Source organism: Salinispora sp. H7-4 (assembly GCF_013416675.1).
Taxonomy (GTDB): Bacteria; Actinomycetota; Actinomycetes; order Mycobacteriales; family Micromonosporaceae; genus Micromonospora; species Micromonospora vitiensis.
The window spans coordinates 243,717-269,092 of the sequence record NZ_JABZED010000007.1 but is presented as its reverse complement, the minus strand read 5'-3'; the positions used below and the strand labels follow the sequence as shown (position 1 = coordinate 269,092).

Annotated in this window: 21 protein-coding genes; 11 read left to right on the top strand and 10 right to left on the bottom strand. The window is 70.8% G+C overall.

Features of this window, described 5'->3' with window-relative positions; translation table 11 throughout:
* Positions 1-61: 61 nt before the first annotated feature.
* Positions 62-1,081 (bottom strand): LacI family DNA-binding transcriptional regulator, encoded by a 1,020-nt coding sequence (locus H0524_RS09080; protein WP_180198244.1) that lies wholly within the window; start codon positions 1,079-1,081, stop codon positions 62-64.
* Positions 1,082-1,272: 191 nt separating this feature from the next.
* Between H0524_RS09080 and H0524_RS09075 the strand changes: the two genes are divergently transcribed.
* From H0524_RS09075 to H0524_RS09050, 6 genes are all read left to right on the top strand, one after another.
* Positions 1,273-2,553, top strand: coding sequence for an ABC transporter substrate-binding protein (locus H0524_RS09075; protein ID WP_026322422.1), 1,281 nt, complete (start codon positions 1,273-1,275; stop codon positions 2,551-2,553).
* Positions 2,554-2,718: 165 nt separating this feature from the next.
* Complete coding sequence (locus tag H0524_RS09070; RefSeq protein WP_180198243.1) at positions 2,719-3,591, top strand: carbohydrate ABC transporter permease; 873 nt, start codon at positions 2,719-2,721, stop codon at positions 3,589-3,591.
* Positions 3,592-3,593: 2 nt separating this feature from the next.
* Positions 3,594-4,508, top strand: coding sequence for a carbohydrate ABC transporter permease (locus H0524_RS09065; protein WP_180198242.1), 915 nt, complete (start codon positions 3,594-3,596; stop codon positions 4,506-4,508).
* Between the two features lie 46 nt (positions 4,509-4,554).
* Positions 4,555-6,978 carry a discoidin domain-containing protein gene (locus H0524_RS09060; RefSeq protein ID WP_180198241.1) on the top strand — a complete coding sequence of 808 codons (2,424 nt, stop codon included), beginning with the start codon at positions 4,555-4,557 and terminating at the stop codon, positions 6,976-6,978.
* A gap of 69 nt (positions 6,979-7,047) precedes the next feature.
* Positions 7,048-11,244: an NEW3 domain-containing protein gene (locus H0524_RS09055; protein ID WP_180198240.1), complete on the top strand. Its 4,197-nt coding sequence runs from the start codon at positions 7,048-7,050 to the stop codon at positions 11,242-11,244.
* Positions 11,241-11,966: a hypothetical protein gene (locus H0524_RS09050; RefSeq protein ID WP_180198239.1), complete on the top strand. Its 726-nt coding sequence runs from the start codon at positions 11,241-11,243 to the stop codon at positions 11,964-11,966. Before H0524_RS09055 ends, H0524_RS09050 begins: the two co-directional genes overlap by 4 nt.
* Before the next feature lie 65 nt (positions 11,967-12,031).
* Here H0524_RS09050 and H0524_RS09045 read toward each other — a convergent pair whose 3' ends face one another.
* From H0524_RS09045 to H0524_RS09020, 6 genes are all read right to left on the bottom strand, one after another.
* Positions 12,032-13,774, bottom strand: coding sequence for an Ig-like domain repeat protein (locus H0524_RS09045; RefSeq protein ID WP_180198238.1), 1,743 nt, complete (start codon positions 13,772-13,774; stop codon positions 12,032-12,034).
* A gap of 238 nt (positions 13,775-14,012) precedes the next feature.
* Complete coding sequence (locus tag H0524_RS09040; RefSeq protein WP_180198237.1) at positions 14,013-14,840, bottom strand: DUF72 domain-containing protein; 828 nt, start codon at positions 14,838-14,840, stop codon at positions 14,013-14,015.
* Positions 14,841-14,906: 66 nt separating this feature from the next.
* Positions 14,907-15,425, bottom strand: coding sequence for a hypothetical protein (locus H0524_RS09035; RefSeq protein WP_180198236.1), 519 nt, complete (start codon positions 15,423-15,425; stop codon positions 14,907-14,909).
* A 143-nt stretch (positions 15,426-15,568) separates the two neighbouring features.
* Positions 15,569-15,745 carry a hypothetical protein gene (locus H0524_RS09030; RefSeq protein ID WP_180198235.1) on the bottom strand — a complete coding sequence of 59 codons (177 nt, stop codon included), beginning with the start codon at positions 15,743-15,745 and terminating at the stop codon, positions 15,569-15,571.
* A 60-nt stretch (positions 15,746-15,805) separates the two neighbouring features.
* The gene (locus H0524_RS09025; protein ID WP_018218845.1) at positions 15,806-16,837 is read right to left on the bottom strand and encodes a sensor histidine kinase KdpD; all 1,032 of its coding nucleotides are present in this window, start codon (positions 16,835-16,837) and stop codon (positions 15,806-15,808) included.
* Positions 16,830-17,522 carry a response regulator transcription factor gene (locus tag H0524_RS09020; protein WP_018725865.1) on the bottom strand — a complete coding sequence of 231 codons (693 nt, stop codon included), beginning with the start codon at positions 17,520-17,522 and terminating at the stop codon, positions 16,830-16,832. Before H0524_RS09020 ends, H0524_RS09025 begins: the two co-directional genes overlap by 8 nt.
* A gap of 154 nt (positions 17,523-17,676) precedes the next feature.
* Here H0524_RS09020 and H0524_RS09015 point away from each other — a divergent pair, with 154 nt between their 5' ends.
* Positions 17,677-18,339 carry a GNAT family N-acetyltransferase gene (locus H0524_RS09015; RefSeq protein WP_180198234.1) on the top strand — a complete coding sequence of 221 codons (663 nt, stop codon included), beginning with the start codon at positions 17,677-17,679 and terminating at the stop codon, positions 18,337-18,339.
* A gap of 289 nt (positions 18,340-18,628) precedes the next feature.
* On the opposite strand, the gene H0524_RS09010 is transcribed toward H0524_RS09015, so the two are convergent.
* Positions 18,629-20,089, bottom strand: a complete 1,461-nt coding sequence (locus tag H0524_RS09010) for a glycoside hydrolase family 3 protein (protein ID WP_180198233.1) — start codon at positions 20,087-20,089, stop codon at positions 18,629-18,631.
* A gap of 117 nt (positions 20,090-20,206) precedes the next feature.
* Here H0524_RS09010 and H0524_RS09005 point away from each other — a divergent pair, with 117 nt between their 5' ends.
* From H0524_RS09005 to H0524_RS08995, 3 genes are all read left to right on the top strand, one after another.
* Positions 20,207-21,382, top strand: coding sequence for an ROK family transcriptional regulator (locus H0524_RS09005; protein WP_180198232.1), 1,176 nt, complete (start codon positions 20,207-20,209; stop codon positions 21,380-21,382).
* A 77-nt stretch (positions 21,383-21,459) separates the two neighbouring features.
* Complete coding sequence (locus tag H0524_RS09000) at positions 21,460-22,335, top strand: ABC transporter ATP-binding protein (RefSeq protein ID WP_180198231.1); 876 nt, start codon at positions 21,460-21,462, stop codon at positions 22,333-22,335.
* Positions 22,336-22,407: 72 nt separating this feature from the next.
* Entirely contained in the window at positions 22,408-23,304 is an 897-nt protein-coding gene (locus tag H0524_RS08995) for a ribokinase (protein ID WP_180198230.1), read from the top strand.
* Positions 23,305-23,368: 64 nt separating this feature from the next.
* Here the strand turns inward: H0524_RS08995 and H0524_RS08990 are convergent, their stop codons facing one another.
* Both H0524_RS08990 and H0524_RS08985 read right to left on the bottom strand, forming a co-directional pair.
* Positions 23,369-23,848: a DUF6232 family protein gene (locus H0524_RS08990; protein ID WP_026185361.1), complete on the bottom strand. Its 480-nt coding sequence runs from the start codon at positions 23,846-23,848 to the stop codon at positions 23,369-23,371.
* A 61-nt stretch (positions 23,849-23,909) separates the two neighbouring features.
* Positions 23,910-24,443, bottom strand: a complete 534-nt coding sequence (locus H0524_RS08985) for a DUF6232 family protein (RefSeq protein ID WP_180198229.1) — start codon at positions 24,441-24,443, stop codon at positions 23,910-23,912.
* Positions 24,444-24,540: 97 nt separating this feature from the next.
* On the opposite strand from H0524_RS08985, the gene H0524_RS08980 reads away from it, so the two are divergent.
* Positions 24,541-25,314, top strand: a complete 774-nt coding sequence (locus H0524_RS08980) for an enoyl-CoA hydratase/isomerase family protein (RefSeq protein ID WP_180198228.1) — start codon at positions 24,541-24,543, stop codon at positions 25,312-25,314.
* Positions 25,315-25,376: the final 62 nt, after the last annotated feature.

Genomic DNA, 25,376 nt, shown 5'->3' with positions numbered 1-25,376 from the left:
CTAAACCGATTTATTTCACACCTCGAGTGCTACTCGACACGCGAGCATCGACCCGGGAGTACTAGTTGCGGGTCGGCGAGGTGCTCTCCCGCGTGATCAACCGGGGTGTATCGGTCTTGTGGTTCTTCGTCTTCGTGGGGTTGGCCAGGACCGCCATCATGGTCTGGGCCGCCTGCACGCCGAAGCGGTAGGTGTCGCGGGACAGCGCGGTGAGGGAGGGGTGGGTGAGCTGGGCCAACACCGAGTCGTCGAAGGAGATGATCGACAACTCGTGTGGGACGGTGACCCCCATCTCCAGTGCGACGCCCAGCCCGGCGACCGCCATCAGGTCACTGTCGTAGATGATCGCCGTTGGGCGGTCGGCTCCGGCGAGCAGCTTGCGCGTGGCGGCCGCGCCCTGGGCGTCGCTGAAGTCGGTGTGCAGTGACCGGGCGCGGGGGAGCGTCAGCCGGGTGGCGGCGTCCCGCAGTGCTCGGGAGCGGCGCTGGGTGTGCTGAAACTCGGGTAGCCCCGACACGTGGGCGATCCGGGTGTGGCCGAGCACCGCGAGGTACTCCACCGCCGAGAGCATCGCCGCTCGGTCGTCGGCCCAGACCGAGGAGACGCGCCCGTGCCGGCCGGGCCCGCCGACCACGACGGCCGGGATCTTGAGCTGCTCCACCACGGCGATGCGGGGGTCACGAACCTTCAGGTCGATCAGTACCAGGCCGTCCACCCGGCGTTCGGAGACCCAGCTCCGGTAGACCTCGATCTCCGCCTGGGTGTCCTCGACGATCATCAGGTGCAGCGCGATCGACTGGCTGGAGAACTCCGCCTGCAGGCCGGAGAGGAGGCGGGCGAAGAAGGGCTCCACGCCGAGGGTGCGCGCGGGGCGCGCGATCACCAGCCCGACCGCGTCGGCTCGGGCTCCGCCGAGGGCTCGCGCCGCGCTGTGCGGACGCCAGTTGATCTCCTCAGCCACGCGGAGGATGCGCGCCCGGGTGGCCTCGCTGACGCCGGGCCGGCCGTTGAGCGCGAACGAGACGGCGCCCTTGGAGACCCCGGCCCGCCGGGCGATGTCGGCGATTGTCGGTCGCTGCATCTGGCGACGCTCTCCCTCCACGCGGCTACCGAGAAGCGACGGTCGGTAGGCCGCTCTTGACACGTGATTCTAACCGGGGGGATAGTCCGTTCACTAGACCGGTTTATCATTGCCGGCGGATCGCCTGTGAGCACCGGACACGCCCGATCCGACGGGGTGGCCGGCTGACTAAAAGTTAGGGGCGGAGAGAGATGCGAACACGCTTGGCCGGGCTTGCCCTGTCGTCGGCTGTGCTGACGGCCGTCGCGGGATGCGGGCTGTCCGGCACGGACACCAGTGATGACCAGGTCGACATCACCGGTGAGGTCAAAGGCACTGTGACCCTGCAGACCTGGGCCCTGAAGCCCAAGTTCACCGACTACATGCAGGGTGTTATCGACGGGTTCGAGGAGAAGTACCCGGGAACGACCGTCAAGTGGCTGGACCAGCCCGGTGACGGTTACTCGGAGAAGGTGCTCAGCCAGGCGGCCAGCAATGAGCTGCCCGACGTGACGAATCTCCCACCGGACTTCGCCCTGCCGCTCGCCGAGCAGGGGTTGCTGCTCGACGTCGACCAGGCCGACGACAAGCTCCGCGAGGAGTACGTCGCGGGCGCCGTCGCCTCCTACGAGTACGCCGGCCAGACCGGGGTCTACGGCTACCCGTGGTACCTCAACACCGACGTGAACTACTGGAACACGGAGCTGCTGTCCCAGTACGGGTTGGACGCCACCACGCTCCCGACCACGATCGAGGAACTGGTCGACCAGGCCCGGATCGTCAAGGAGAAGTCCGACGGCAAGGTCCACCTGCTGAGCCGGATGCCCAGCGTCGAGGATCTGACCCAGGCCGGAGTCGACATCCTTTCCTCGGACGGCAAGGAGTTCGTCTTCAACACCCCCGAGGCCGTGGCGGTCCTCGACACCTACCGGGACGCGTTCGCCGAAGGGCTCCTGCCCAGCAACGTGCTGACCGACGCCTACCTCGGCAACATGGAGCTGTTCAAGAAGCAGCAGGTCGCCTGGACCACCGGTGGCGGTAACTCGATCAACACCATCAAGGTCGACAACCCGTCGCTGGCCGAGAAGATCATCGCGTCACCGGCGATCGGCACCCCGCCGCTGTACACTCAGGGGCTGTCGGTGGCCAAGGGCAGCGACAACCTGCCCGCGGCCGTCGCCCTCGCCCGTTGGGTGACCAACGCGGAGAACCAGGCGGCGTTCGCTGAGGTCGTGCCCGGCATCTTCCCGAGCACGGTCGCCTCCGCTGAGGATCCGCAGTTCAGCGAGAGCGACGGCACCAACGCCGGGGACGCGAAGAAGATCGCATTCACCTCGCTGGCCGAGGCGGAGCTGTTGAAGCCAGTCATCGTTGACCAGGCGATGGCCGACTTCATCAATCAGCAGTTCTCCCTCGCGATCAGCGGAGATATCACCTCGCAGCAGGCGCTGGACAAGGCAGTCGAAAAGTGCAACCAACTGCTCAACAACTGATCGGCCGAGTCGGGCCGGTCCCACGTTGACCAGCGGTGCTCGGCCGGACCGGAACCCGGCCGGCCGAGCACCGCCCGCGCCGCGGCGCCACCACTGCCATCACCTCTCGTTGCGCGACTTACCGCATCGCCGCGCCACCCAACCGGAAAAGCAGAGCGGGACGTAATGAAAACTCAGCGTTGGTTCACCCCCTGGCTGTTGCTCGGGCCTGCCCTCGTCTGGCTGCTGGTGTTCAACCTCTGGCCAGCGATCAACACCGTGGTCCTCGCGTTCACCAACGCCAAGCCACTCGGCGGTGGAAACTTCACTGGACTGGCCAACTTCGAGCGCATGCTCAACGACGATCAACTCGTCTATGCGCTGGTGAACAGCATCGTCTATATGCTGGTCTGTTTACCCCTGTTACTCTTCCTGCCGCTGCTGCTCGCGGTGTTGCTGGAGAAGAAGCTGCCGGGCATCACGTTCTTCCGTACCGCCTTCTACACCCCGGTGATCGCCTCCGCGGTGGTCGTGGCGCTGATCTGGACCTGGTTGCTGGAGGACCGCGGCCTGGTCAACGGGCTGGCCCAGCAGCTCGGCTTCCTCACCGAACCGTTGCCCTTCCTCAGCGGACGCTGGCTGCTGCTGTTCAGCGCGATCAGCCTCACCGTGTGGAAGGGGCTGGGTTACTACATGATCATTTACTTGTCGGCGTTGGGGAACGTCTCGCGCCAGCTACACGAAGCGGCCGCGGTTGACGGCGCCGGTCCGATCCGCCGGTTCTGGTCGGTCACGGTGCCCGGCGTGCGCACCACGATGTTGCTGGTCAGCGTCCTGGTCACCGTCTCCGCACTGCGGGTCTTCACCGAGCTGTTCGTCCTCACCAACGGCACCGGTGGGCCCGGCGGCCGGACCATGTCCCTGGTCATGCTCATCCAGATGTACAGCCGGGGCTTCACCGGGCACCTGGGCTACGCCTCGGCGCTCAGCCTGGTGTTGTTCGTGATCACTGTCGGCCCCATGCTTCTCCTCCTGCGCCTGAACCGGAAGGCGGCCTAGCCATGACCCAGCTCACCACCCCACCCGCCGGCGCTCCGGCGAAGAAGCCCGCCTCCTTGCCGAGGCGACCGCGTCGGGGCTCGGGTTTCGGCACCATGCGGCGGCGCGAGAAGGTGCTCCGGTACGTGTTGCTGCTGTTTGCGCTGGTGGTGACGGTCGGGCCGTTCGTGTGGCAGCTGTCCACCTCCCTGAAGGGCGCCGGCGAGAACATCTACACCTCGACCCCGCAGTTCATTCCCTCCAATCCGACGTTCGACAACTACCTGCGGGTGGCCGAGACGATCCCCGTCCTGTCGTACGCGAAGAACTCGCTGATCGTGGCGGCGATGGCGGTGGCCGGTAACGCCGTGGGCTGCACCCTCGCCGGGTTCGCTCTCGCCAAGCTGCACTTCCGAGGCCGGACGCTGTTTCTCGCGCTGGTGCTCGGCACCCTGGTGCTGCCCGGCGAGGTGACGATCGTCTCGCAGTACGTGACGGTCCGCAGCCTCGGTCTGGCCGACACCTTGGTCGGTGTGGCGCTGCCCACCGCCGTCGCCATGCTGAACGTGCTGTTGATGCGCGCGGCGTTCATGGCGATCCCCGACGAGATGGACGAGGCGGCGGTGATCGACGGCGCGTCGGCCTGGCAACGCCTGATCCATATCGGGCTACCCAACGTGCGGGGCATGCTCAGCGTCATTACGATCTTCGCCTTCATCGGCGCCTGGGATGACTTCCTGTGGCCGTTGATCGTGCTGACCGACCCGCAGAACTACACCCTCACCGTCGGCCTGCAATACCTCAGCGGGGCGTTCACCGCGAACCCGCGGGTCATCGCGGCCGGCACGATGATCGCGTTCATTCCGATCGTCATTGTCTTCGCGACGCTGCAACGGTTCTTCTTCCGCGGCGTCGAGGAGGGGGCGATCAAGGGGTAACCCTCGCCCCACCCCCACCCCCCACCCCCAATGGAGGTGATCCTGGATGCGACGCCTGCTTCTGTCCCTGCTGGTTGGTGCCACAGTCGTGGCTGGCAGCACCCTCAACGCGGCCCCCACCGCGGCAGCCAACACCAACCCGCAGGACGGCAGTCAGCCGTACGCCTCGTACTGGTTCCCGAACGAGATCCTCGACTGGGACCCGGAGACCGACCCCGACGCCCGCTTCAACCGAGCGACTGTTCCGCTCCAGGAGCGGGTCTCCGACCCCGCGCTGAAGGCCAACCCGAACGCGCGGGCCGGCGAGGGCGAGGTGGCGTCACTGGTGTCGTTCGCCCCGACGTCGGACAACCCGTCCCAGGGCTCGCTCGACGAGGACTACTACGCGTTCGGTCACTGGCAGTACATCGACACCCTGGTCTTCTGGGGCGGATCGTCCGTCGAGGGCCTGATCCTGGCGCCGAACCCGACGGTGATCGACGCCGCGCACCGCAACGGCGTCAAGGTGTACGGCACCGTCTTCTTCCCGCCGGTCGCCTACGGCGGCAAGCTCGAATGGGTGCACGACTTCGTGCAAAAGTCGGGCTCGACCTATCCGGTCGCCGACAAGCTCGCGGAGGTCGCCGAGTACTACGGCTTCGAGGGCTGGTTCATCAACCAGGAGACGACGGGTGGCGACGCCGCCCTCGCCACCGAACTTCGCAATCTGATGACCTACGGCCGGAACAAGGGCGTGGAGTTCATGTGGTACGACGCGATGACCGAATCCGGCGCCATCTCCTGGCAGAACGCACTCACCACCGCCAACGACTCGTTCCTGGGTGGCCCGGCGCCGGTGTCGGACTCGATGTTCCTCAACTTCTGGTGGTCCACCGGCGGCCTGGCCTCCTCCCGGGACCGCGCCGAGTCACTCGGGCGGAGCGGGTACGACCTGTACTCCGGCATCGACACCGAAGCCAACGGCTACCAGACCAACGTCAACTGGAACGCCCTGTTCCCCGCCGGTGAGTCGCACGTCACCTCCCTGGGCATCTACCGCCCGGAGTGGACCTGGACGTCGTCGAGTGGACCGGCCGACTTCCGGGCACGCGACTCCCGCTACTGGGTCGGCGCGAACGGCGACCCGTCGAACACCACGACCTCCTCGCCCTGGAAGGGGCTCGCCAACTACGTCGCCGAGTCCACGCCGGTGACCCAGAAGCCCTTCGTGACCAGCTTCAACACCGGAAACGGTGATGCCTACCACGTCCTGGGTGAGCGGGTGCACACCGGCGGCTGGAACAACCTGTCGCTGCAGGACGTGCCGCCGACGTACCAGTGGGTTGTCTCCTCGACCGGCACGAAGCTGACGCCGTCGCTGGACTTCACCGATGCCTACGAGGGCGGCTCGACGCTGCGGCTCGACGGCAGGCTGGACGCCACGAACACCGTGCGCCTCTACCAGACCGACCTGCCGGTCGCCGCGGACACCAAGCTGTCGACGGTCGTCAAGACGCCGGCCGCCGGTGCGACCCACCTGAGCGTGGCGGTGGCCTTCACCGACGCCCCGAACACCTTCACCACTCTCGACCTCGGGTCGACCGCCGGTACCGGTTGGGAGCGTCGCGTTCTCGACCTGTCCGCGTACGCCGGTAGGACCATCGCCCAGATCGGGCTGCAGGCGTCGGCGCCGGCCGTTGTTCCGTCCTACGACATCAAGGTCGGCCAGCTCGCCGTGTACGACGGGGCCGTGGACACCGCTGCCGCGCCAACCGATCTGACCGTGCTGGGCAGCACCGACGTCTCGGCGACCCGCAAGTCGTTGCGGCTGGGCTGGACCCCGTCGAACAGCGGATCGGTGCACCACTACGAGGTGTACCGTCGCAACCCGGACGGCAGCCGTACCCACCTGGGCGCGACGCCGAACGACGTGTACTTTGTGCCGCAGCTCGACCGGGTTGGCGCCGAGAACAGCACGGTCATCGAGGTCGAGGCGGTGTCGACCGAGTACGGCCGCTCCACCGCGGCGACCACGACCGTCACCTGGTCCGGTACGGGGCCGATCACGACGAACCTGGCTCTGGACCGGCCGGCGACGGCGTCCGGGCAGTGCACCGCTGCCGAAGGACCCGCCAAGGCCGTCAACGGCAGTGTCTCCGGCGGGAACAGCGACAAGTGGTGCACGACGACCGCAGACCAGTGGCTCGAAGTTGACCTGGGCTCGGTCCGTTCCCTCGACCGGTTCGTCGTCGCACACGCCGCCGCGGGTGGTGAGCCGGCCTCGTGGAACACCCGCGACTTCACCATCGACGTACGGTCCACGGCCTCGGACCCGTGGACCACGGCCGTCACCGTCACCGACAACACCGCCGAGCTGACGACACATCCGGTGAGTGTCAGCGCACGGTATGTGCGGTTGGTGGTCGACACCCCGACCCAGGGCGGCGACCCCGCCACCCGCATCTACGAGTTCGAGGCCTGGGGAGAGTAGCCTTCCCACCTGCCACCAACGTGAGCCTGTTTGCGCTGGTGGGCGTACCAATCAAGAAAGGATGACCCCGTGTCGGTCATGATTACCGCCGTCGAGTCCACCGACCTGTTCGTCGGTACCGAGGACAACCCGCGTCAGGTGCTCCGCGTGACACTTGACGGCCCGCCCGGTCCGGTCACCGTCACCGGGCCCGGTGTCTCCGGTAACGCGACCGGCACGGGCGTCGTCGAGGTCCCCCTGGACATCGACGACCGAACCCCCGGCAGGAAGCTGCCGGTAACCGTCACGGCCGGCGACGCGACCGCCGACGCAACGGTCGTGGTCGCCGAGCCGGGCTGGACGATGTTCCTCGTCTCACACTTCCACTACGACCCGGTGTGGTGGAACACCCAGGCCGCGTACACCTCGCCGTGGGAGTTGCTCTCCGGTGACGCCACCACCCGGCCGCTCTGGGAGCGCAACGGCTTCGCGCTGGTGGACGCGCACATGGACCTCGCCCTGCGCGACCCGGTGTACACCTTCGTCCTCGCCGAGATCGACTACCTGAAGCCGTACTTCGATCTGCACCCCGAGCGTCGGGCGGACCTGCGCCTGCTGATCGAGCGCGGCCAGGTGGAGCTGATCGGCGGCACCTACAACGAGCCCAACACCAACCTCACCGGCGCCGAGACCACCATCCGGAACATCATCTACGGTGTCGGCTACCAGCGGGACATCCTCGGCGGTGACCCGCAGACGGCCTGGCAGCTGGACGTGTTCGGGCACGACCCGCAGTTCCCGGGCTACCTCGCCGACGCCGGGCTGACCGGTTCGGCCTGGGCCCGCGGCCCGTTCCACCAGTGGGGGCCGATCCAGAAGAACTTCCGCGAGGCCAAGAACGACGCGACGGTAATGCAGTTCCCGAGCGAGTTCGAGTGGATCTCGCCGTCGGGGCTCGGTGTCCTCACCCACTTCATGCCGCACCACTACTCGGCCGGCTGGTGGATGGACTCCTCGCCGGACCTGGCCAGCGCCGAGAAGGCCGTCTACGAGCTGTACCAGCGCCTCAAGCCGGTCGGCGCGACGAAGAACCTGCTGCTGCCGGTGGGCACCGACTACACCCCGCCGAACAAGTGGGTCACCGAGATCCACCGCTCGTGGGCCGAGAAGTACGTCTGGCCCCGCTTCGTCTGCGGTAACCCGCGGGACTTCCTCGACGCCGTCCGCGCGGAGCTGGCCGAAGCCGGACGCCGCCCCAGCCCACAGACGCGGGACATGAACCCGGTCTACACGGGCAAGGACGTCTCCTACATCGACACCAAGCAGGCGCAGCGGGCCGGCGAGGTCGCCGCCGTGGACGCGGAGAAGCTGGCGACGCTGGCCGCGCTGGAAGGGCTCGGTCGATACCCCGACGCCGCGCTCGACAAGGTCTGGCGGCAGCTGGCCTACGGCGCCCACCACGACGCCATCACCGGATCGGAGTCCGACCAGGTCTACATCGACCTGCTCTCCGGCTGGCGGGAGGCCTACGACCTGGCGGCCACCGTCCGGGACCGGTCGTTGGAGGCGCTCGTCGGGACGGTCGACACCACCGGTGACGGAACCCCGATCGTCGTCACGAACACCCTCTCCTTCGTCCGCTCCGACCTGGTGTCGGTCCGGCTCCCCGAGGGCCACGACGGTGGCCGCGTGATCGACGACACCGGCGCCGAGGTGCCGGCCGTCGTGGACCGGGGCACGGTGCGCTTCCACGCCGCCGACGTCCCCGCCCTGGGCTGGCGGACCTGGCGGCTGCTGCCGGGCGTCTCCAGCGCCGAACCGGCCTGGACGCCCGCCGACGGTGCCGCGATCGAGAACGCCTACTACCGGGTCACCGCCGACGCCGAGCGCGGTGGCGGGCTCGACAGCATCTACGACAAGATCTCGGACCGCGAACTGATCCGCGCCGACCACCTCGGCAACGAGCTGCGGATCTATGAGGAGTACCCGACCCACCCCGACTTCGGCGAGGGTCCGTGGCACCTGCTGCCGAAGGGCCCGGTCGTGGGCAGCGCGGCGGCGGGGGCGACGGTCCGCGTCGAGACCAGCCCGATCGGCACCCGCCTGGTGGTCACCGGCGTCGTGGAGGAGATCGGCTACGAGCAGACGATCACGCTCTGGCACGGTGTGCGGCGGGTGGACTGCCGTACCCGCATCGTCGACTTCGCCGGCGCCGACCGGCTGGTTCGGGTGCGGTTCCCGGTCGACCTGCCCGGTGCCCTGCCGGTCTCCGAGGTTGCCGCCGCGGTGGTCGGCCGTGGATTCGCGCTACCGGACGTGGACGCCGCAACCGCGCCCTGGACGCTGGACAACCCGGCCAACACCTGGTTCGGGCTCGGCTCCACCGCACGGGTCTCGCTCACCGACGCCGCCGGTGCCCCGGTGGGGGACCGCGCCCTCGGCGTCGCCGAGGTGGTCACCCCCACCCTCGAGGAGGCGGCCGACGCCCGCGACCTGGTCGTCGCGCTGGCCGCGGTCGGTGTCACGGTGACGACCGCCAGCGCTGACTGGGCGCGGTACGGCTGGCTCGACGTCGACTCGAACCTGCCGGACTTCCGCATCCTCATCGGTGGGGCGCAGACCAACGACGCCACCCGGGAGCTGCTGGAGCGGGCGGGCCCGGAGTACGTCGAGGCGCTGGAGCAGCACGGCCGGGTCTGGATTCCCGCGGAGAAGCCGCTGCACGAGGTGTGGCAGCCCAACGCCGACCTGCGGGACCTGCGGGCGCTGCCGGCGCTCGTGGTCACCGACGTCGCCGCGCTCACCGAGGATGTCGCGGACGCCCAGATCCAGGCGCCCTGCCCGGGTTCGATGCCTGCCTCGGAGCTGCTGGTCAACCACACCGTGGCGATGCTCACCTACGGGCTGCCCGGCTTCGCCGTCGACCCGACCGGCGCGCTGCACCTGTCGCTGATGCGTTCCTGCACCGGCTGGCCGTCCGGGGTCTGGATCGACCCGCCGAAGCGGACCCTGCCCGACGGCGCCTCGTTCCAGCTGCAGCACTGGACCCACGAGTTCAACTACGCGGTGACCAGTGGCGACGGTGACTGGCGGGCGCTCACGCTGCCCGCACAGGGCCAGGAGTTCAACCACCCGCTGTACGGCCGGGTCGTGGAGAACCACCCGGGAACGAAGCCGGCGACGCACTCGTACCTGGGGGTGGAGCCCGCCCGGGAGGTGCTGATCGGCACGCTCAAGCCGACCGGTAACCCGATCGCGCACGGCGCCGCCGCGTCCTCGGACCCGGCGGACGCGGTCAGCCTGCGGCTGCTGGAGTCCACCGGGCTCGGCCGCTCCGCGACCCTGACCGGGGCGCTGGCCCTGTCCGACAAGCACCAGGCCGACCTGCTGGAACGTCGTGGTGCGCCGCTCGCGGACTCGATCGAGTTGGCGGGTTCGCAGGTCACCACGGTCGTCGGGGTACCGGCCGCGGCCCCGCGCAGCGAGAAGCCGCTCGGACCCGAGGTCGAGATCGCCCAGCCGGTGCACTCCCGGTACTGGTTGCACAACCGGGGCCCGGCGCCGATGGGCTACCTACCGGTCTCCGTGGGCGTCTCACCGGGGCTGCTGCGTACCGTCAGCGAGCCGGTCGAGGTCTCCGTGGTGCTCGCCTCGCACCTGCGGGACGCGGCCGTCGAGGGGACCGTCAACGTCCTCGTACCACAGGGGTGGACGACCTCGCTGGGCAGCCGCCCGTACCGGCTTGACCCCGATGGTCAGCTCCGCGTCGACGTCACGGTGACGCCCCCGGCCGGGGTGGAGTCCGGGCTGTACTTCATCACGGCGCGGACCGAGCACCTCGGGCAGACGATCGAGGATGTCGCCACGGTCGCGGTCGGCGAGCTTCCCGCTCTGCTGCCGGTGCCCGGAGACATTCCGGAGGACGCGGACGCGATGCAGGGCACGACGGCCGAGACGGGACGCGACACCGGGCTCACGGTGGACGTCACCACCACCTCGGTCACCGTCGCTCCCGGCGGGCGGGCGACCGTCGGCGTGTCGCTGCACAACCGCACTCGGGGGGAGATCCGGGCTGAGCTTCAGCTCGTCTCGCCCTGGGGCACCTGGGACGCCATCGCCGAGCCGATCCGCGGCGTCGCGTTGGCCGCGGGTGAGTCCGACACGATCACCTTCGACGTCGTTCCCCCGCGGGACGCCGACCCGGGCCGCTTCTGGGCGCTGGTGAAGGTGATGTGGTTCGGCCGCTGCCAGTACGCCCCGACGGTGGAACTGGTGCTGGAGCCATGACCACCGCGCAGCTCGACGAGTCGGTGCTGGGCTGGCTCGACGGACGGCCACTGGACCGTACGGAACTCGACCGCCGGCTCGCCGCCCTGCGCGGCGGGCTGCGGTCCTCCGCACTGCCGGTGCCCGGGAGCGCGGAGGACCGGCAGCTGACCCGCTGGGTGGCGCAGGTGATCCTGACCGAACAGCTCTGCATCGCGGAGGCCGAGGCCCGTGGTCTCGACGTGACGGATGCGCCACTGGTTCGGTTGGATCAGCTGGCCGCCGTCGAGTTCGGGTCCATCACCGCGGCGGCGTTCGAGGGCTGCGCCGCGGTCCGGTCCCTGTACGCGGCGCTGACCGCGGAGGTCACCGCGCCAGCGGAGCAGGTCGCCGCCTATCGTGCGGCGACCGCGGCGCGGCCGGCCGGAGTCGTGTGGCAGTTGTCCTCCGCGGATGGCGACTTCGAGGCGACACCGGACTCGTTGCCGACGGCGTTGGCGGCGGCGCTGCGCTCGGCCGCGCCGGGGGAGACGGTCACCGTCGACTCGTGGACGGTGGTGCTTCGGGGACGCCGGGAGTTGGTCGATCCGGCTCTTGATCCGACTGATCGGATCAACGATTCCGCGCGTCGGATCGCCTTTGTCCGGTGGCTCGACCACGCTCGCGCGCACCGGCTTCGGCTGGTGCCGGGGCTGGAGCACCCGGGCGACCCGAACCAGCCGGACAACTACCACCGGCACTGACGCTCCGGCCGGGGCTGCTCGTCGCTGTCGGCGACGAGCAGCCCCGGCCGGCTGTGTGCTACCTGCTACTTCTGGTGGTGGGTGGACTGGTGCCGGCGGGTGAGGAAGATGAAGCTGGCGCCGACGAGGAGAAGCAGGGCGGCGGTGCCGAGCAGGCTGGGCAGGCTGGCCCCGGTGATGGGTAGGTCGGGATCGGTGGGATCGGTCGGGTCCGTCGGGTCAGTGGGGTCGGTCGGCTCCGTGACGGTGACGGTGACGGCCTCGGACTGACTGTTGGGGCACAGGACGGTGTCGCTGGTGTAGTCGGCGGTGATGGTGTGGACGCCGGCGGGGAGCCGGAGGGTGTGGGTGGCGGTGCCGGTGGTGTCCAGGGGCACGGTGGCGAGTTCGGTGTTGTTGTTGCGGAAGGTGATGCTGCCGGTCGCGGGTCCGGGGTCGCAGGTGACGGTGGCGGTGAGGGTGACGTCCTGATCCGTGGTCGGGTCCGGCGGCGAGACCTGCAGGCCCGTGGCGGAGGTCGCCTGGAGCGTGGGCAGGGCCAGGCTGTGGTTGCTGCCGACGGCGGCGGTGGTCAGGGTGGTGCCGGTGGGCAGGACGACCGCGATGGGCGTGTTGCTGCTGCTGGCGATGCCGACTCCGCCGCCGGTGGTGAGATTGGCGCCGAGTTGACCGAAGGAGTTGTCGCCCCAGGCGAGGGCGGTTTCGGCGTCGGTTATCGCCACGGTGTGGTTGCTGTTGTTGGCGGCGATGGCGGTGAGCGTGGTGCCGGCGGGCAGGATGACCTCGACCGGGGTGCTGCTGGTGAGGTTGTTCCCGTTGCCCAGCTGGCCCGAGGAGTTGTTACCCCAGCTGGCGGTGGTGCCGTTGCCGAGCAACGCCACACTGTGGAGGCGGCCGGCGGCGACAGCGGTGACCTCGGTGCCCGGTGCCAGGGCGACGTTGACCGGTGCGAGGGCGTCGTCGTTGGTCCCGTCGCCGAGCTGCCCCTGGGAGTTGTCCCCCCAGGCGAGGGCGGTGTTGTCGGTGGTTACCGCGAGGCTGTGGGCGGCGCCGCCGGCGATCGCGGTGAGCGTCGTGCCCGATGCCAGCGCGACGTTAGTCGGCTTACTGGTGTTGTCGGTGGTCTTGTCACCGAGCTGGCCCTGGTCGTTCGCCCCCCAGCCGAAGGCGCTGCCGGTGGCGGTCAGCGACAGGCTGTGGACGGCGCCGGCGGCGATGGCGGTGGCCGTGGTGTTCGTGGGCAGGCCGACGGTGACGGGTGTGCTGGTGTCGTCGTTGCTCCCGTCGCCGAGCTGGCCGGAGGAGTTGCCGCCCCAGGCGAAGACGGTGCCACTGGAGGTCAACGCCAGACTGTGGACGTTGCCGGCGGCGATGGCGGTAACCTCGGTTCCGGTGGGTAGGTCTACCGCGACGGGGGTGTTGCTGCTGGTCGTGGTGCCGTCGCCGAGCTGACCGAAGGAGTTGTCGCCCCAGGCGAGCAGGGCGCCGGTGTTGGTCAATGCCAGGCTGTGGGAGCCACCACCGGCGATGTCGGTGACCAGGGTGCCCGCGGGGAGGCTGACCTCGACCGGTACGTTGCTGTTGTCGTTGGTCCCGGTACCCAACTGCCCCTTGTCGTTCTCGCCCCAGGACAGGGCGGTGTCTGTCACGGCGGCGGCCGTCGGTGGCTTGTTCTGCGCGAACGCGGGCGACACGACGAGCGCCTGCGTGACCGTCACGGCCAGCGCGAGGGAGAGCCAGCCGGCAGCGGTGCGTCCGGTCTGTTGCCCTTCAACGCCTCGGCCGAGCCGTTGACCGATTCCTTGCATCGTGCATACCTCCGAGCCGACAAATAGCCGCTAATAGGGCAGCAGCCATCTTTAGCCACCTATCACCCTGAGCGGGTAGAAATGTCTCTACCACCAGGGTCAACGCGTGCCGGGCGTTAAGGGTGTTGGTCTGGGCAAAAGGACGATTGACTCGGCATCCGCGACGTGGGTCAGCGCCGACGGCGGTGGCCCGCAGCGGCGGCGCTCAGGGAGGGGCTGCGCTCCGCGGCGGCAGCGCTCAGAAGAGCGTCAGCGGCTGTACCGGAGCCGGTCGGGGCAGCGGCTCGAGCGCCGGGACGCGGGCGCGTACCTCGTCGTGGAAACGGCGGGCGAGCACCGGGGCGTCGGCGTTGTCCGGAGTGTGGACGAAGAAGGTGGGCGAGCGGCCCTCGTGGAGCCAGCCAGCGACGGTGTCGACCCAGCGCCGCCAGCCTGCGCTGGTCTGGTCGGGATCGTCCCGGCCGAGGTAACGGACGACCGGCCGGTCGGTCAGCGCCACCGAGCGGAGCGGCAGCCGTGGCTTCTTCGTCCAGGCATCCCGCTCCGCGTCGCTGGTCGGCGGGTGGGCGAAGAACGTGGTGGTGTCGAAGGGAATCCACTCGGTGCCGGTGGCGGCCAGCGTCCGGACCAACAACCGGGCCGCGCCGGAGTCGACGAAGAACGCGGGGTGGCGCACCTCGACCGCGTACCGGTAGGCCGGGGGAAGGCGCCGCAGGAAGCGGGCGAGGGTGGCCACATCGCCCGGAGCGAAGGAACCCGGCAGCTGGACCCAGAGGGCCTGGGCCCGAGGGCCCAGGGGCTCGATCGCGTCGAGGAAGGCACGCAGCGGTTCCTCCACCGCACCGAGGCGCCGCTCGTGCATGACAACCCGGGGCAGCTTGAGCACGAACCCGAAACCCGGGTCGGTCTGCTGCGCCCAGCCGGACACCGTCTCCCGGGAGGGGGTCGCGTAGAAGGTGGTGTTCCCCTCCACCGCCGTGCACCACCCGGCGTAGTGCCGCAGGCGTTCGGGCACCGGTAGCGGGTGGGCCACCAGGCGCCCCTGCCACGCCCTGTGCGTCCACATCGCGCATCCCACCTGGAGCCGCACGCGGTATCCCCTCGCCGATCCCAGCCGCCGGAAGCGAGCAGGTCAGGCCGGAGTGGGGAAGCCGTACCGGGCGGCGTGCTCCGGATCGGCCGGTTCGATCTGGCGTACGCCGGAGTCGGCGAGACGCTTGTTGACCTCGTCCAGCCGCTCCCGCACCAGCCGGGCCTCCTCCTCGGTGACCCGACCCCGGTGCGGCCGTCCCGCGTGCTCGATGGTGCCGTAGTCGACCTTCTCGGCGGCGCGGCGGCTCTTCGGCGGGCGAACCCGCTCGGCGGTCCGCAGCAGCTGCGCCATCGGCGTGTCGGTGGCCATCGCGTCGAATTCACTGGCGGTCAGTACGACCCGGCGCGGCTCGCCCCCACCGTGGCTGTCGTGGATCTCCACGACCGCGACGTCCAGGGCTGCGTCGTCGATGTTCTCCACCTCGGCCGGGGTGGCGTCCAACTGTACGGGCCCGGCAACCAGGTCCGGGTGCTCCAGGACAACCACCCGGGTGGCCTCGTCGTCGGGCTGGAGCACCCGGCCGCTGAAGTCGGAGACGCGGATCGTCTTCTTGCCCATGCGCGGAACTTCTCCCGTCGTAGCCCGGTCTGGAGGACCAGCAGACGTTACCCGACAGGTGTGCGAATGCCGGCGCCGGCTCGCCGGTTGTTGCGGTGGTGGCGTTGATCCCCAGGGTGTCGACCCCGGAGCCGGCCGGAGGGTCAGTGGATGTTGGGGTGGCGGGTGGGCCGGCGGTTCAGCTCAACCCAGGAGAGCAGCGGCGAGGCGCGGACGCCGCGGTGTGGTGGCTGGGCCGGAAAGCGCTCCGCGGCAATCCAGGCGGTTGGCCAGAGTGGGCTGGAGTCATGGCAGCGGCGGTGCTGCGGCGGGTTCGGCATGACCCCACCATTCCAGAGAATGTTGTACGTCTATTGAAGATAACGGTAACAGTCGATGGGCTAGGCGGCTCCCGGAAGAGGTAGCCGGACCTCGAACCGACACCCACCGGTGGTGTTGCGGACCTGCACCCGACCGCCGTGCGCCTCGACCAGCCCTCGTACGATCGCCAGTCCCAGCCCTCCGGAGCTGGCCAGTTCCCCGGTGCTGGGGCAGGGGGTGCGGGCTCGCTCCCCGCGGAAGGCGACCTCGAAGACGCGGGGTAGATCCGCCTCGGGGATGCCGCCGCAGGTGTCCGCGACCGCCAACCAGGCGCAGTCGGTCTCCGCACCGGCCTCGACCCGGACGGTCCCCTCCGACGGGGTGTAGCGGACGGCGTTGAGCAGGAGGTTCCCCACCACCCGGGCCAACTCGGGCTCGCTGGCCAGTACGGTGGGCCAGCCCGAGTCGGGTGCCAGCAGGCGGACCCGGCAGGCGGCTGCCAGCGGTGCGGTGCTGGCCACGGCGTCTGACACGACGTCGCCCAGGGGCACCGCCGACAGGGTCAGGCGCAGGGCGCCGGCGTTGATTCGGGAGAGCTCGAAGAGGTCGTCGACCAGCCGGGTCATCCGATCGGTCTCCACCCGGATCCGGCGGTGGTACTCGCTCACCGTCGCGGGATCGTCGACCACCCGGTCCTCCAGCGCCTCAGCCATCGCGCGCAGCCCGGCCAGTGGGGTTCGCAGGTCGTGCGACACCCAGGCGACGAGGTCCCGCCGCCCCTGTTCGATCTGGCGTTCCCGCTGCCGGGCCTGGTCCGCCCAGACCGCGGCGGCGGCCAGGCGGCGCCCGAAGAGCCAGCCGACCGTGAGAACCACCAGGGCCGCCGCCGCCACCGTGATCAGCACCACGTTCCGGTCGTGCGGGGAGAGGAACATCTGGTCGGCGACCATGGCCACCGCGGCGACCATCGCGGTCACCGCGACGACCAGCAGGGTGACGATGTGTACCGTCACCGAGCGCCCGCGCAGCAGGCGCAGGGCGAGGGCGCCGAACGCGCCGACACAGAGCGCCGGACCGAGCGCGAACGCGAAGATCAGCGCCAGTTCACCCATCGGTCGGCTCGTATCGGTACCCGATGCCCCAGACCGTCACGATCCGGCGGGGGTCCGCGGGATCGGCCTCCACCTTCTCCCGTAGTCGGCGAACATGGACGGTCACCGTTGACTGGTCACCGAAGTTCCAGCCCCACACCCGCTCCAGCAGCTCGGCCCGGCCCAACGCCCGGGCGGGATGTCGCATCAGGTACGCCAGCAGGTCGAACTCGCGCACGGTGAGGGTCAGTTCGTGGCCGTGCAGCCGGGCCACCCGGGGGCCGGTCTCGACCACGAGCGCGCCGTCGCGGAGCACGGTGGCCGGTGCCGTCCGCGGCTCACCGCTGCGCCGCAGCACCGACCCGACCCGCAGCACCAACTCCCGGGGCGAGAACGGCTTGCTGAGGTAGTCATCCGCGCCAAGCTGCAGGCCGAGGACGCGGTCCGCCTCGTCGCCGCGCGCGGTCAGCATGATGATGGGCACCCCGCCCGGCTTGGCGCGTAACCGCCGGCACACCTCCAGCCCGTCGAGCCCGGGCAGCATCAGATCCAGCACGACCAGGTCCGGCGGTTCGGCGGCGACCGCGGCGAGCACCGAGTCGCCGTCGCCGACATGCCGCACCTGGTAGCCGGCGTGCACCAGGTAGCGACAGACCACGTCACTGACTGTTCGGTCGTCGTCAACGACCAGTACCCGTTGCGTCACCGGGCCTCCCTCGTTGTCGCCCAGCGTAGCCGCAGTGATCAGCTTAAGATCTTGCGAGGCGGTTACGGCCGTCGTCAGCGGCGGTGGCCAGCGACCCGTGAGGCACCCTGGACCCGGTAGGCGGAGCACGACGAGCAGACCTCGAAGGAGGGCGATGGGCAGCCGGCGGCTTCACCTGCACCTGGCCACCTGGCTGGGGCAGTGGCCGGCTGGCCCGGGTCGGCACGTGGTCGCCGCGCGGCGCCGCGCCGAACCCGCCTGGGACGGTCGCCTCCGGCCGGCGATCGCCGTCTCCGCCGGGGAGCACCAGGTGCTCTCCGTGGCGCCGGAACGGGTCCCAGCCGTTTGGGAACTGGCCCGGGGCTCGTCCCGGCGGCTCCTCGCCGGCCTGCCGGCGGCTGTCGGCCACCCCGACTGGGTGGTGCACGACGACGTGTTTCGGTGGACCGAGGACCCCGCACCGCTGCCGGAGGTCGGTGAGTGGATCCCGCCGACCTCGCCCGGCCTGCCGTCCTGGCTCCGACTGTTCGACCGGCCGGTGCTGGTGGTGCGGGACGACCGCGGCGAGTACCAGGCCGGGGTCGGCGTCAAGTGGCATGACGCGTACGGCCGGGAGCTGGCGGTGGGCACCGTCCCGGCAGCCCGGGGGCGGGGGCTGGCCCGTCGGCTGGTCGCCCAGGCGGCCCGCCGTGTCCTCGCCGAGGGGGCGGTGCCGACGTATCTGCACAGTCGGCGGAACCGGGCGTCGGCCCGGGTGGCCGAGGCGGCCGGATTCCCCGACCGGGGCTGGCGGTCGTTCGGGGTCTACCCGGGCTGAATGGAGCGCGACCCGCATCGGGGCAGCGGCGGCCGACGCGTGCCGCCGGGAGTGGGTGGGGCGAAGGGTAGGGCGCGGACCGGAGCTCCCGGGCCGGAACCCCGGTCCGCGTCCTTCCCCCAGGCCCCCGCTGGCCGCCCGGGGGCGGATTGCTGGATGCAGTTGTGACGCTACGTATTTAGCGGCGGGTAGGCAAGGGGCGATCGGAGGTGTTGGTGTGTCGAAAACTGGACTCTGACCTGCAGTGAGAAGCTGTACGGCCGGCTGGCATGAATGGTGACGGAGCGTGCTAGGCGCGTCCGGTGGTCAGCCCGAGGAGTTCGGCGGCGGCGCGGCCGTTGGCGTGGCTGGCACCGTACGTGGTGACGAAGGCCTCGATTCCGGGCGGTCGCCACGACCCGGGCCAGCCCATCTCGACCACCACCACCGGGTGCTGGGCGGCGAGCGCGGTCACCAGGTCGGCGGCGCCGGGGAGCAGGTGTAGCCGCCGGCCGACCAGGACGATCGTCCGCGCGCCGGCGATCCGGCGCAGGGTCGCCGGGTCCGTGCCGGTGGCGACGACCCGCAGCTGCTCGACGCCGCTGAGGTGTGGGCCGAGTCCCCACGGCACCCGTGCCTCGGCGACTGTCGAGCTGGCGTGCAGCTGCACCACCAGGGGACGGCCGAGCCCGGTCAGCGTGCCCTCCACCCGGACGGCCCGGCGGGCGGCGGCGTACCCGAGCCGGGGGGGCAGGGGGCTGGCGGCGCCGGTGGTCCGGGTCCAGGCGGCGAGTTCGGCGGTACGGCCGGCCGCCTCCTCGACCCGTGCCAGCTCCAGCCGGCCGTCGGTGAGCGCCGTCCCGATCTCGCTGGCGACCTGCTCGACCCGGCCAGCGTCGACCCGCGCGCCGAGGCAGAGCAGGTCCGCCCCGGCGGCAAGCGCCGCGACCGCGGCCGGGCCGACCCCGCCCGCGGCCAACACGGCGCCCCTCATCTCGAGGGCGTCGGTGACGACCGCCCCGGCGAAGCCGTACTCGTGGCGTAGTAGGTCGACCAGGGCTGCCCGGCTGAAGGTGGCCGGGCCAGCCCCGGTCAGGGCCGGGATCCGGATGTGCGCTGTCATCACCGCCCGCGCGCCGGCGTCGACCACCGCCGCGAACGGCGGTAGGTCCCGTTGGCGGAGGAGCGCCAGGGGGACCTCGACCGTGGGCAGTTCGTGGTGGGAGTCGGTGACCGTGGCGCCGTGGCCGGGGAAGTGCTTGGCGCAGGCGGCGACGCCGCCGTGTTGCAGGCCGGCCACCGCGGCGGCGGCGTGCGCGGCCACCCGATCCGGGTCGCGACCGAAGGAACGGGTGCCGATCACCGGGTTCGCGTCGGCGCTGTTGACATCGACGACCGGGGCCAGGTTGACGGTGATGCCGAGGGCGGCCAGCTCCGCCCCGACGGCCTCGTGGACCCGGCGGGTCAGCGCCACGTCGTCGATCGCGCCGAGCGCGGCGTTGCCGGGGTACGGGCTTCCGGTCGCGTGCGCGAGGCGGGTGATGTCGCCACCCTCCTCGTCGGTTGCGATCAGAACGTCGGACCGGGCGGTACGGAACGCGGTGGTGCTCGCCGCCACCTGTTCGGGGTCGTGCACGTTGGTGCCGAAGAGCGTGTGCCCGGCGAGGCCGTCGCCGACCAGGTCAATGGCCCACTGTGGTGGGACCGGTCCCGGGTACGCGGCGAGCAGCGTGCCCAGCGCGAGGCGGCGAATTCCTCGATCCGGCCTCATCTGCTCCCCTGTCTCTCTGTCGGTACGGCCAGTTACCCGCTCGGTCGGTAGTCGTTACGCTACGGTTACCTCTTTCGTCGTTGCGTGCGGCTGGTTTATGAATCCTCGAGGACTGGCATGACTATGACCCGGCTCCCCGGCACTCCTCGCCTGTTGCGGGCGCTCAACGACCGTGCGGCGCTGGAGCTGCTACTGGAGCAGGGCCCGCTGACCCGGGCGCGGCTGGGCGAGCTGACCGGCCTGTCCAAGGTCACCGCCTCTCAGCTGGTCGAGCGCCTCGAGGAACGAGGGCTGGTCACCCGGGTTGGTGAGCAGGCAGGCGGGCGGGGTCCGAACGCCCAGCTCTATGCCGTCCGCCCGGGCAGCGCCCACGTGGTCGGGGTCGATTTCGGGGCCGACCGGGTCGTCGCCGCCTGCGCGGACATCACCGGGACGGTGGTCGGCCGCTCCGAGCAGGCAACTGGCGATACCGAGGACCCGGTCGGCGTGGTGCACAACGCCGTCGTCGAAGCCGCGAGCAGCGCCGGGGCGCCGCTGGCGACCGTACGCCGGGTCGTCCTGGGCGCCCCCGGCCTGGTGGATCCGACCAGTGGTGACATCACCTTCGCGTTCAACCTGCCGCGGTGGCACGCCGGCCTGCTGGGTGCGCTCCGGGACGACCTGCGTACCCCCCTGGTCTTCGAGAACGACGTCAACCTGGCGGCGATGGCGGAGGCGCGGTCGGGAGCGGCGCAGGGCGTAGCCGACTTCGTTCTGGCCTGGGTGGACGCCGGTATCGGCCTGGCGATCATGATCGGCGGGCGGCTGCACCACGGCAGCACCGGCGCTGCCGGAGAGATCGGCTGGCTGCCGGTGCCCGGGGTGCCGATCCCGCGTGCCGCTGCCCTTCGTACGGAGCCCGCTTTCCAGCAGCTCGTCGGCGCGGAGGCGGTTCGCGCGCTCGCCCGGGAGCACGGGTACCCCGACGCTACGGCAGCCGGTGGGGTCTCCGCGGCGGTCGCCGACGGTGCGGCGGGTGCTCCGATGCTGGACGAACTGGCCCGTCGGCTCGCGCTCGGGGTGACGAGCACCTGTGTGGTGTTGGATCCGCCGCTGGTGGTCCTGGCTGGTGCGGTCGGCGGGGCCGGCGGGGCGGCGTTGGCCGAACGAGTGCAGCGGGAGGTGGCGGCGATCGCTCTGGTCCGGCCGCGGGTGGTGCCGACCGGCCTGACCGAGGAGCCGATTCTGCGCGGCGCGCTGCACACCGCCCTGGCGGCGGTCCGGGACGAGGTGTTCGGCTCCACGACGAGCTGACCGGCGGGGGCGGTGTGGTCGGCCGAGGCTCCGCCGGTCCACCGCGCTTCGCTCCGGTAGCTCCTTCGGGGGCTCGGGTGTGGCTGACCGGTGCGTGGTTGGATGGAGTCGTGACTGGTGCCCTGATCCCCGGCCCCGCCGGTGCCGCCCCCGCCCCCGCCTCCGTGGACGCGGATCTGGTGGTCAGCCTCGACGGCGTGACCGTGCGCCGCGCTGGTGCGGCCCTGCTGCACGACGTGGACTGGCAGGTCGAGCTGGACGAGCGCTGGGTTGTCCTCGGTCCCAACGGTGCCGGCAAGACCACGCTGCTCAACCTGGCCGGTGGTCGACTGCACCCGACGGCCGGGCTCGCCCACGTGTTGGGCGAGCAGCTCGGCCGGACTGACCTGACCGAGCTGCGCACGCGGATCGGGCTCTCCACCGCAGCCCTCGCCGAGCAGATCCCCACCGAGGAGCGAGTCGTGGACGTGGTGGTGACCGCGTCCTGGTCCGTGGTGGGCCGCTGGCGGGAGGAGTACGACAGCGGCGACGAGACCCGGGCCCGAGCTCTACTTGGCCAGCTCGGCGTCGGAGATCTCGCCGACCGCCGGTACGGCACCCTCTCCGAGGGGGAACGTAAGCGGGTACAGATCGCCCGGGCGCTGATGACCGACCCGGAGTTGTTGCTGCTCGACGAGCCCGCGGCCGGACTGGACCTGGGGGGCCGCGAAGAGCTGGTGGCCCGGCTCGCGGAGCTGGCGTCGGACCCGGACGCCCCGGCGTTGGTGCTGGTCACCCACCACGTGGAGGAGATCCCGCCCGGCTTCACCCACGCGTTGCTGCTGCGCGACGGGGACGTGATGGCGCAGGGCCTGCTGACCGATGTCCTCACCGGGGACAATCTCAGCAAGACGTTCGGGCTGTCCCTGGTGGTGGAGCGGCACGGCGACCGCTACACCGCCCGTGCCGGTTGAGGCACGGCGTGGCCCACGCCCGGACCGGGTAGGGATTCCGTAGCCCCCAACCTGCACAACCGGAGGTGCTCAATGCCACAGACCCGGGTGGTCGTCCTGGGCAGCGCCAACATGGACCTCGTGGCGACCGCTGCGGCGCTGCCACGACCGGGGGAGACGCTGCTCGGCGCGGACTTTGTCATGGTGCCGGGCGGCAAGGGCGCCAACCAGGCCATCGGGGCAGCCCGGGCCGGCGCGGCCTGCACGTTCCTCGGTGCCATCGGCTCCGACGCCTTCGGCGTCACCCTGCGCGCCCGCATCACCGCGGCCGGAGTGGACACCAGCCAGCTGCGGGTCGCGTACGGTGCCTCCGGGGTCGCCCTGGTGATGGTGAACGCCGAGGGGGAGAACGCCATCGTGGTCAGTCCTGGCGCCAACGCCACGATGACCGGGCTGACCGAGCCGGAGCTGACCGCCATCCGCGAAGCGGATGTGCTGGTCGCCCAGTTGGAGATCCCGGTGGAGACCGTTACCGAGGCGGCGGTGGCGGCGCGTGCCGCCGGTACCCGCGTGGTGCTCAACGCCGCGCCCGCCCGGACCGTGCCGCCGGAGCTCTTCGCCGCCACCGACGTGCTGGTGGTCAACGAGAGCGAGGCGCAGACGTTCAGCGGTCACGGTCGGGACAACCCAGCGGCCCTACTGGAGCTGACCCCCCGGGCGGTGCTCACCCTCGGCGTCTCCGGCGCCTGGTACGGCGACCGGGATGGCGGCCGGGCGTGCGTCCCGGCGGTGCCGGTGGAGACCGTTGACTCGACGGCGGCCGGGGACGCGTTCTCGGCCGCGCTCGCGGTCGGTTGGGGGGAGGGGCGCGACCTGGTGGACGCGGTGCGGTGGGCGACGGGCGCCGGCGCGGCGTGTGTCCGGCGGCTCGGCGCTTCGGTGGCGTTGCCCCGCCGGGACGAGATCGACGAGCTGTACCAGCCGGGCTGACTCTTCCCGCACCGCAGGCCAGGGCGGTGGTGGCCGCGACGGCGGGATGTGCTGGCCGGCCGGGTCACCGGTCGTAGGTCTGCTGTTCGACGGCGCGCTGTACGGCGCGGTAGATCTGGCCGAACCGGAGTGCGTCCGGCGTGCGCAGGAGCAGTAACTCGCGGCCCTGTGCCTGCACCCACAGCTCGTGCACCCGGTTGCCCCGCTCGTAGGAGCGGTCCAGCCAGCTGAGCGGGAGCTCCAGGAAGGGCGCTACGGCCAACGCGAGCAGCAGGCACCCGGCGAGGGTGAGCAGCACCGGCAGCCACCCTCGCTCCGGCGCTGACCAGACCAGCGAGAGTGCACAGAGCACTGCCGCCAGTGGCGGCAGCGACAACAGCAGCACCAGGACACCGCGGCTGAGCAGCCGTCCGCGGACGGCGAGGGTGGTTCGCCCCTTCGCGTGCCAGACGTACCTGATCTCGGCTATCGGTACCCGGAGCCCGCCCGACCGGATCGCCTCGGAGGTCACCTGCACCGCGTCGTCCCGGTAATAGAGGGTCATCATTAACTCTAACCGGGGTCAGTCGGTGCGGGTCGGCCTGATCGGGCCCGGGTGCCGGCCCCTACTTCGGTGCCGGGCCGCTCCGGCTGTTGGCCCGGGAGTGGGCGGATCTCGCCGCCGGGTGCGGTGGTTGGAGGGCTTCTTGGCTGGCTTCGATGGCACGCTGCAGGGCTCGGTAGATCTGCCCGAACCGGACCGCGTCCGCGGTCGCCAGCAGCAGCGTTGGCCGGCCCTGCCAGCGGATCCAGATCTCCAACCGGCGGCTGCCGCGGGCGTACGAGCGGTCCAGGTGTTCGAAGAGGAAGTCGGCGACCGGCCCGACCGCGAGCCCGATCAGCACCGAGGTGCCGATGATGGCGATGGTGACGGTGGGGGAGCGGCCGAGCCAGAGCGCGAGCGCGATGCCCGCCACCGCGGCGACCAGCGGGCCGGCCAGGGCCGCGCCGATCGCGCCGCGGCCGACCAGCACGCGCCAGGAGCGGCTGCCGCGGTGGTGCCACACGGCGCTGATCTCGGCCAGCGGGAAGGTCTGGTGCAGTACCTGGACAGCCGTTGATGTTACTTGTATCGATTTATCGTGGTAATGCGTGACCATTTCCGAACTCCCGGTTACGGGGCTGGCGCCAGACTACGGCTCCAGCGGCCGGGCCGTAAGGTTGGCACGCTACTTCGACGAGGAAGTGAGGGACGGCGTGGGCGAGTTCGTGCGGCTGGAGATCAAGGACGGGATCGGCACCATCCGATTGGAGCGGCCGCCGATGAATGCGCTGAACACCCAGGTGCAGGAGGAGCTGCGCGCCGCGGCGACCCAGGCGGGGGGCGACCCGGCCGTCCGCGCGGTCATCGTGTACGGCGGGGAGCGGGTCTTCGCCGCCGGGGCGGACATCAAGGAGATGGCCGACATGTCCTACGTGGACATGTCCGAGCGGGCGGTCGCGCTCTCCAGCGCGTTGGGGGCGATCGCCCAGATCCCCAAGCCGGTGGTCGCCGCGATCACCGGGTACGCCCTCGGCGGCGGCTGTGAGCTGGCCCTCGCGTGTGACTGGCGGGTGGTCGCCGAGGACGCCAAGCTCGGCCAGCCGGAGATCAAACTCGGCGTCATTCCCGGGGCCGGTGGCACCCAGCGGCTGGCCCGCCTGGTCGGCCCGGCCCGCGCCAAGGACCTGATCATGTCGGGGCGGATGGTGGACGCGGCGGAGGCGCTCCGGATCGGGCTGGCCGACCGGGTGGTACCCGCCACCGAGGTCTACCCCGCCGCGGTGGCCCTGGTGCAGCCGTACCTGACCGGGCCGGTGCAGGCCCTGCGCGCGGCGAAGCTGGCGGTCGACGGTGGTCTGGAGATGGATCTGACCTCCGGCCTGGCCTGGGAGAGTCAGCTCTTCGCGGCGCTGTTCGCCACCGACGACCGGCGGGAGGGCATGGCGGCCTTCGTGGCGAAGCGCAAGCCGGACTTCACCGGACGTTGATCCGGGGCGTTCCCTTTCCGGCTACCGCTGGGTAGCGTATGCCCGGATCTTCCGCGATCAGG

Coding starts and splice junctions, on each gene's coding strand:
- H0524_RS09010 (WP_180198233.1), bottom strand. CDS start 20,089: ATGAGGCCGGATCGAGGAATTCGCCGCCTCGCGCTGGGCACGCTGCTC.
- H0524_RS09060 (WP_180198241.1), top strand. CDS start 4,555: ATGCGACGCCTGCTTCTGTCCCTGCTGGTTGGTGCCACAGTCGTGGCT.
- H0524_RS09050 (WP_180198239.1), top strand. CDS start 11,241: ATGACCACCGCGCAGCTCGACGAGTCGGTGCTGGGCTGGCTCGACGGA.
- H0524_RS08990 (WP_026185361.1), bottom strand. CDS start 23,848: ATGACCCTCTATTACCGGGACGACGCGGTGCAGGTGACCTCCGAGGCG.
- H0524_RS09005 (WP_180198232.1), top strand. CDS start 20,207: ATGACTATGACCCGGCTCCCCGGCACTCCTCGCCTGTTGCGGGCGCTC.
- H0524_RS09065 (WP_180198242.1), top strand. CDS start 3,594: ATGACCCAGCTCACCACCCCACCCGCCGGCGCTCCGGCGAAGAAGCCC.
- H0524_RS09030 (WP_180198235.1), bottom strand. CDS start 15,745: ATGCCGAACCCGCCGCAGCACCGCCGCTGCCATGACTCCAGCCCACTC.
- H0524_RS09035 (WP_180198236.1), bottom strand. CDS start 15,425: ATGGGCAAGAAGACGATCCGCGTCTCCGACTTCAGCGGCCGGGTGCTC.
- H0524_RS09025 (WP_018218845.1), bottom strand. CDS start 16,837: ATGGGTGAACTGGCGCTGATCTTCGCGTTCGCGCTCGGTCCGGCGCTC.
- H0524_RS09070 (WP_180198243.1), top strand. CDS start 2,719: ATGAAAACTCAGCGTTGGTTCACCCCCTGGCTGTTGCTCGGGCCTGCC.
- H0524_RS09075 (WP_026322422.1), top strand. CDS start 1,273: ATGCGAACACGCTTGGCCGGGCTTGCCCTGTCGTCGGCTGTGCTGACG.
- H0524_RS09045 (WP_180198238.1), bottom strand. CDS start 13,774: ATGCAAGGAATCGGTCAACGGCTCGGCCGAGGCGTTGAAGGGCAACAG.
- H0524_RS09040 (WP_180198237.1), bottom strand. CDS start 14,840: ATGTGGACGCACAGGGCGTGGCAGGGGCGCCTGGTGGCCCACCCGCTA.
- H0524_RS08985 (WP_180198229.1), bottom strand. CDS start 24,443: ATGGTCACGCATTACCACGATAAATCGATACAAGTAACATCAACGGCT.
- H0524_RS09080 (WP_180198244.1), bottom strand. CDS start 1,081: ATGCAGCGACCGACAATCGCCGACATCGCCCGGCGGGCCGGGGTCTCC.
- H0524_RS09015 (WP_180198234.1), top strand. CDS start 17,677: ATGGGCAGCCGGCGGCTTCACCTGCACCTGGCCACCTGGCTGGGGCAG.
- H0524_RS08995 (WP_180198230.1), top strand. CDS start 22,408: ATGCCACAGACCCGGGTGGTCGTCCTGGGCAGCGCCAACATGGACCTC.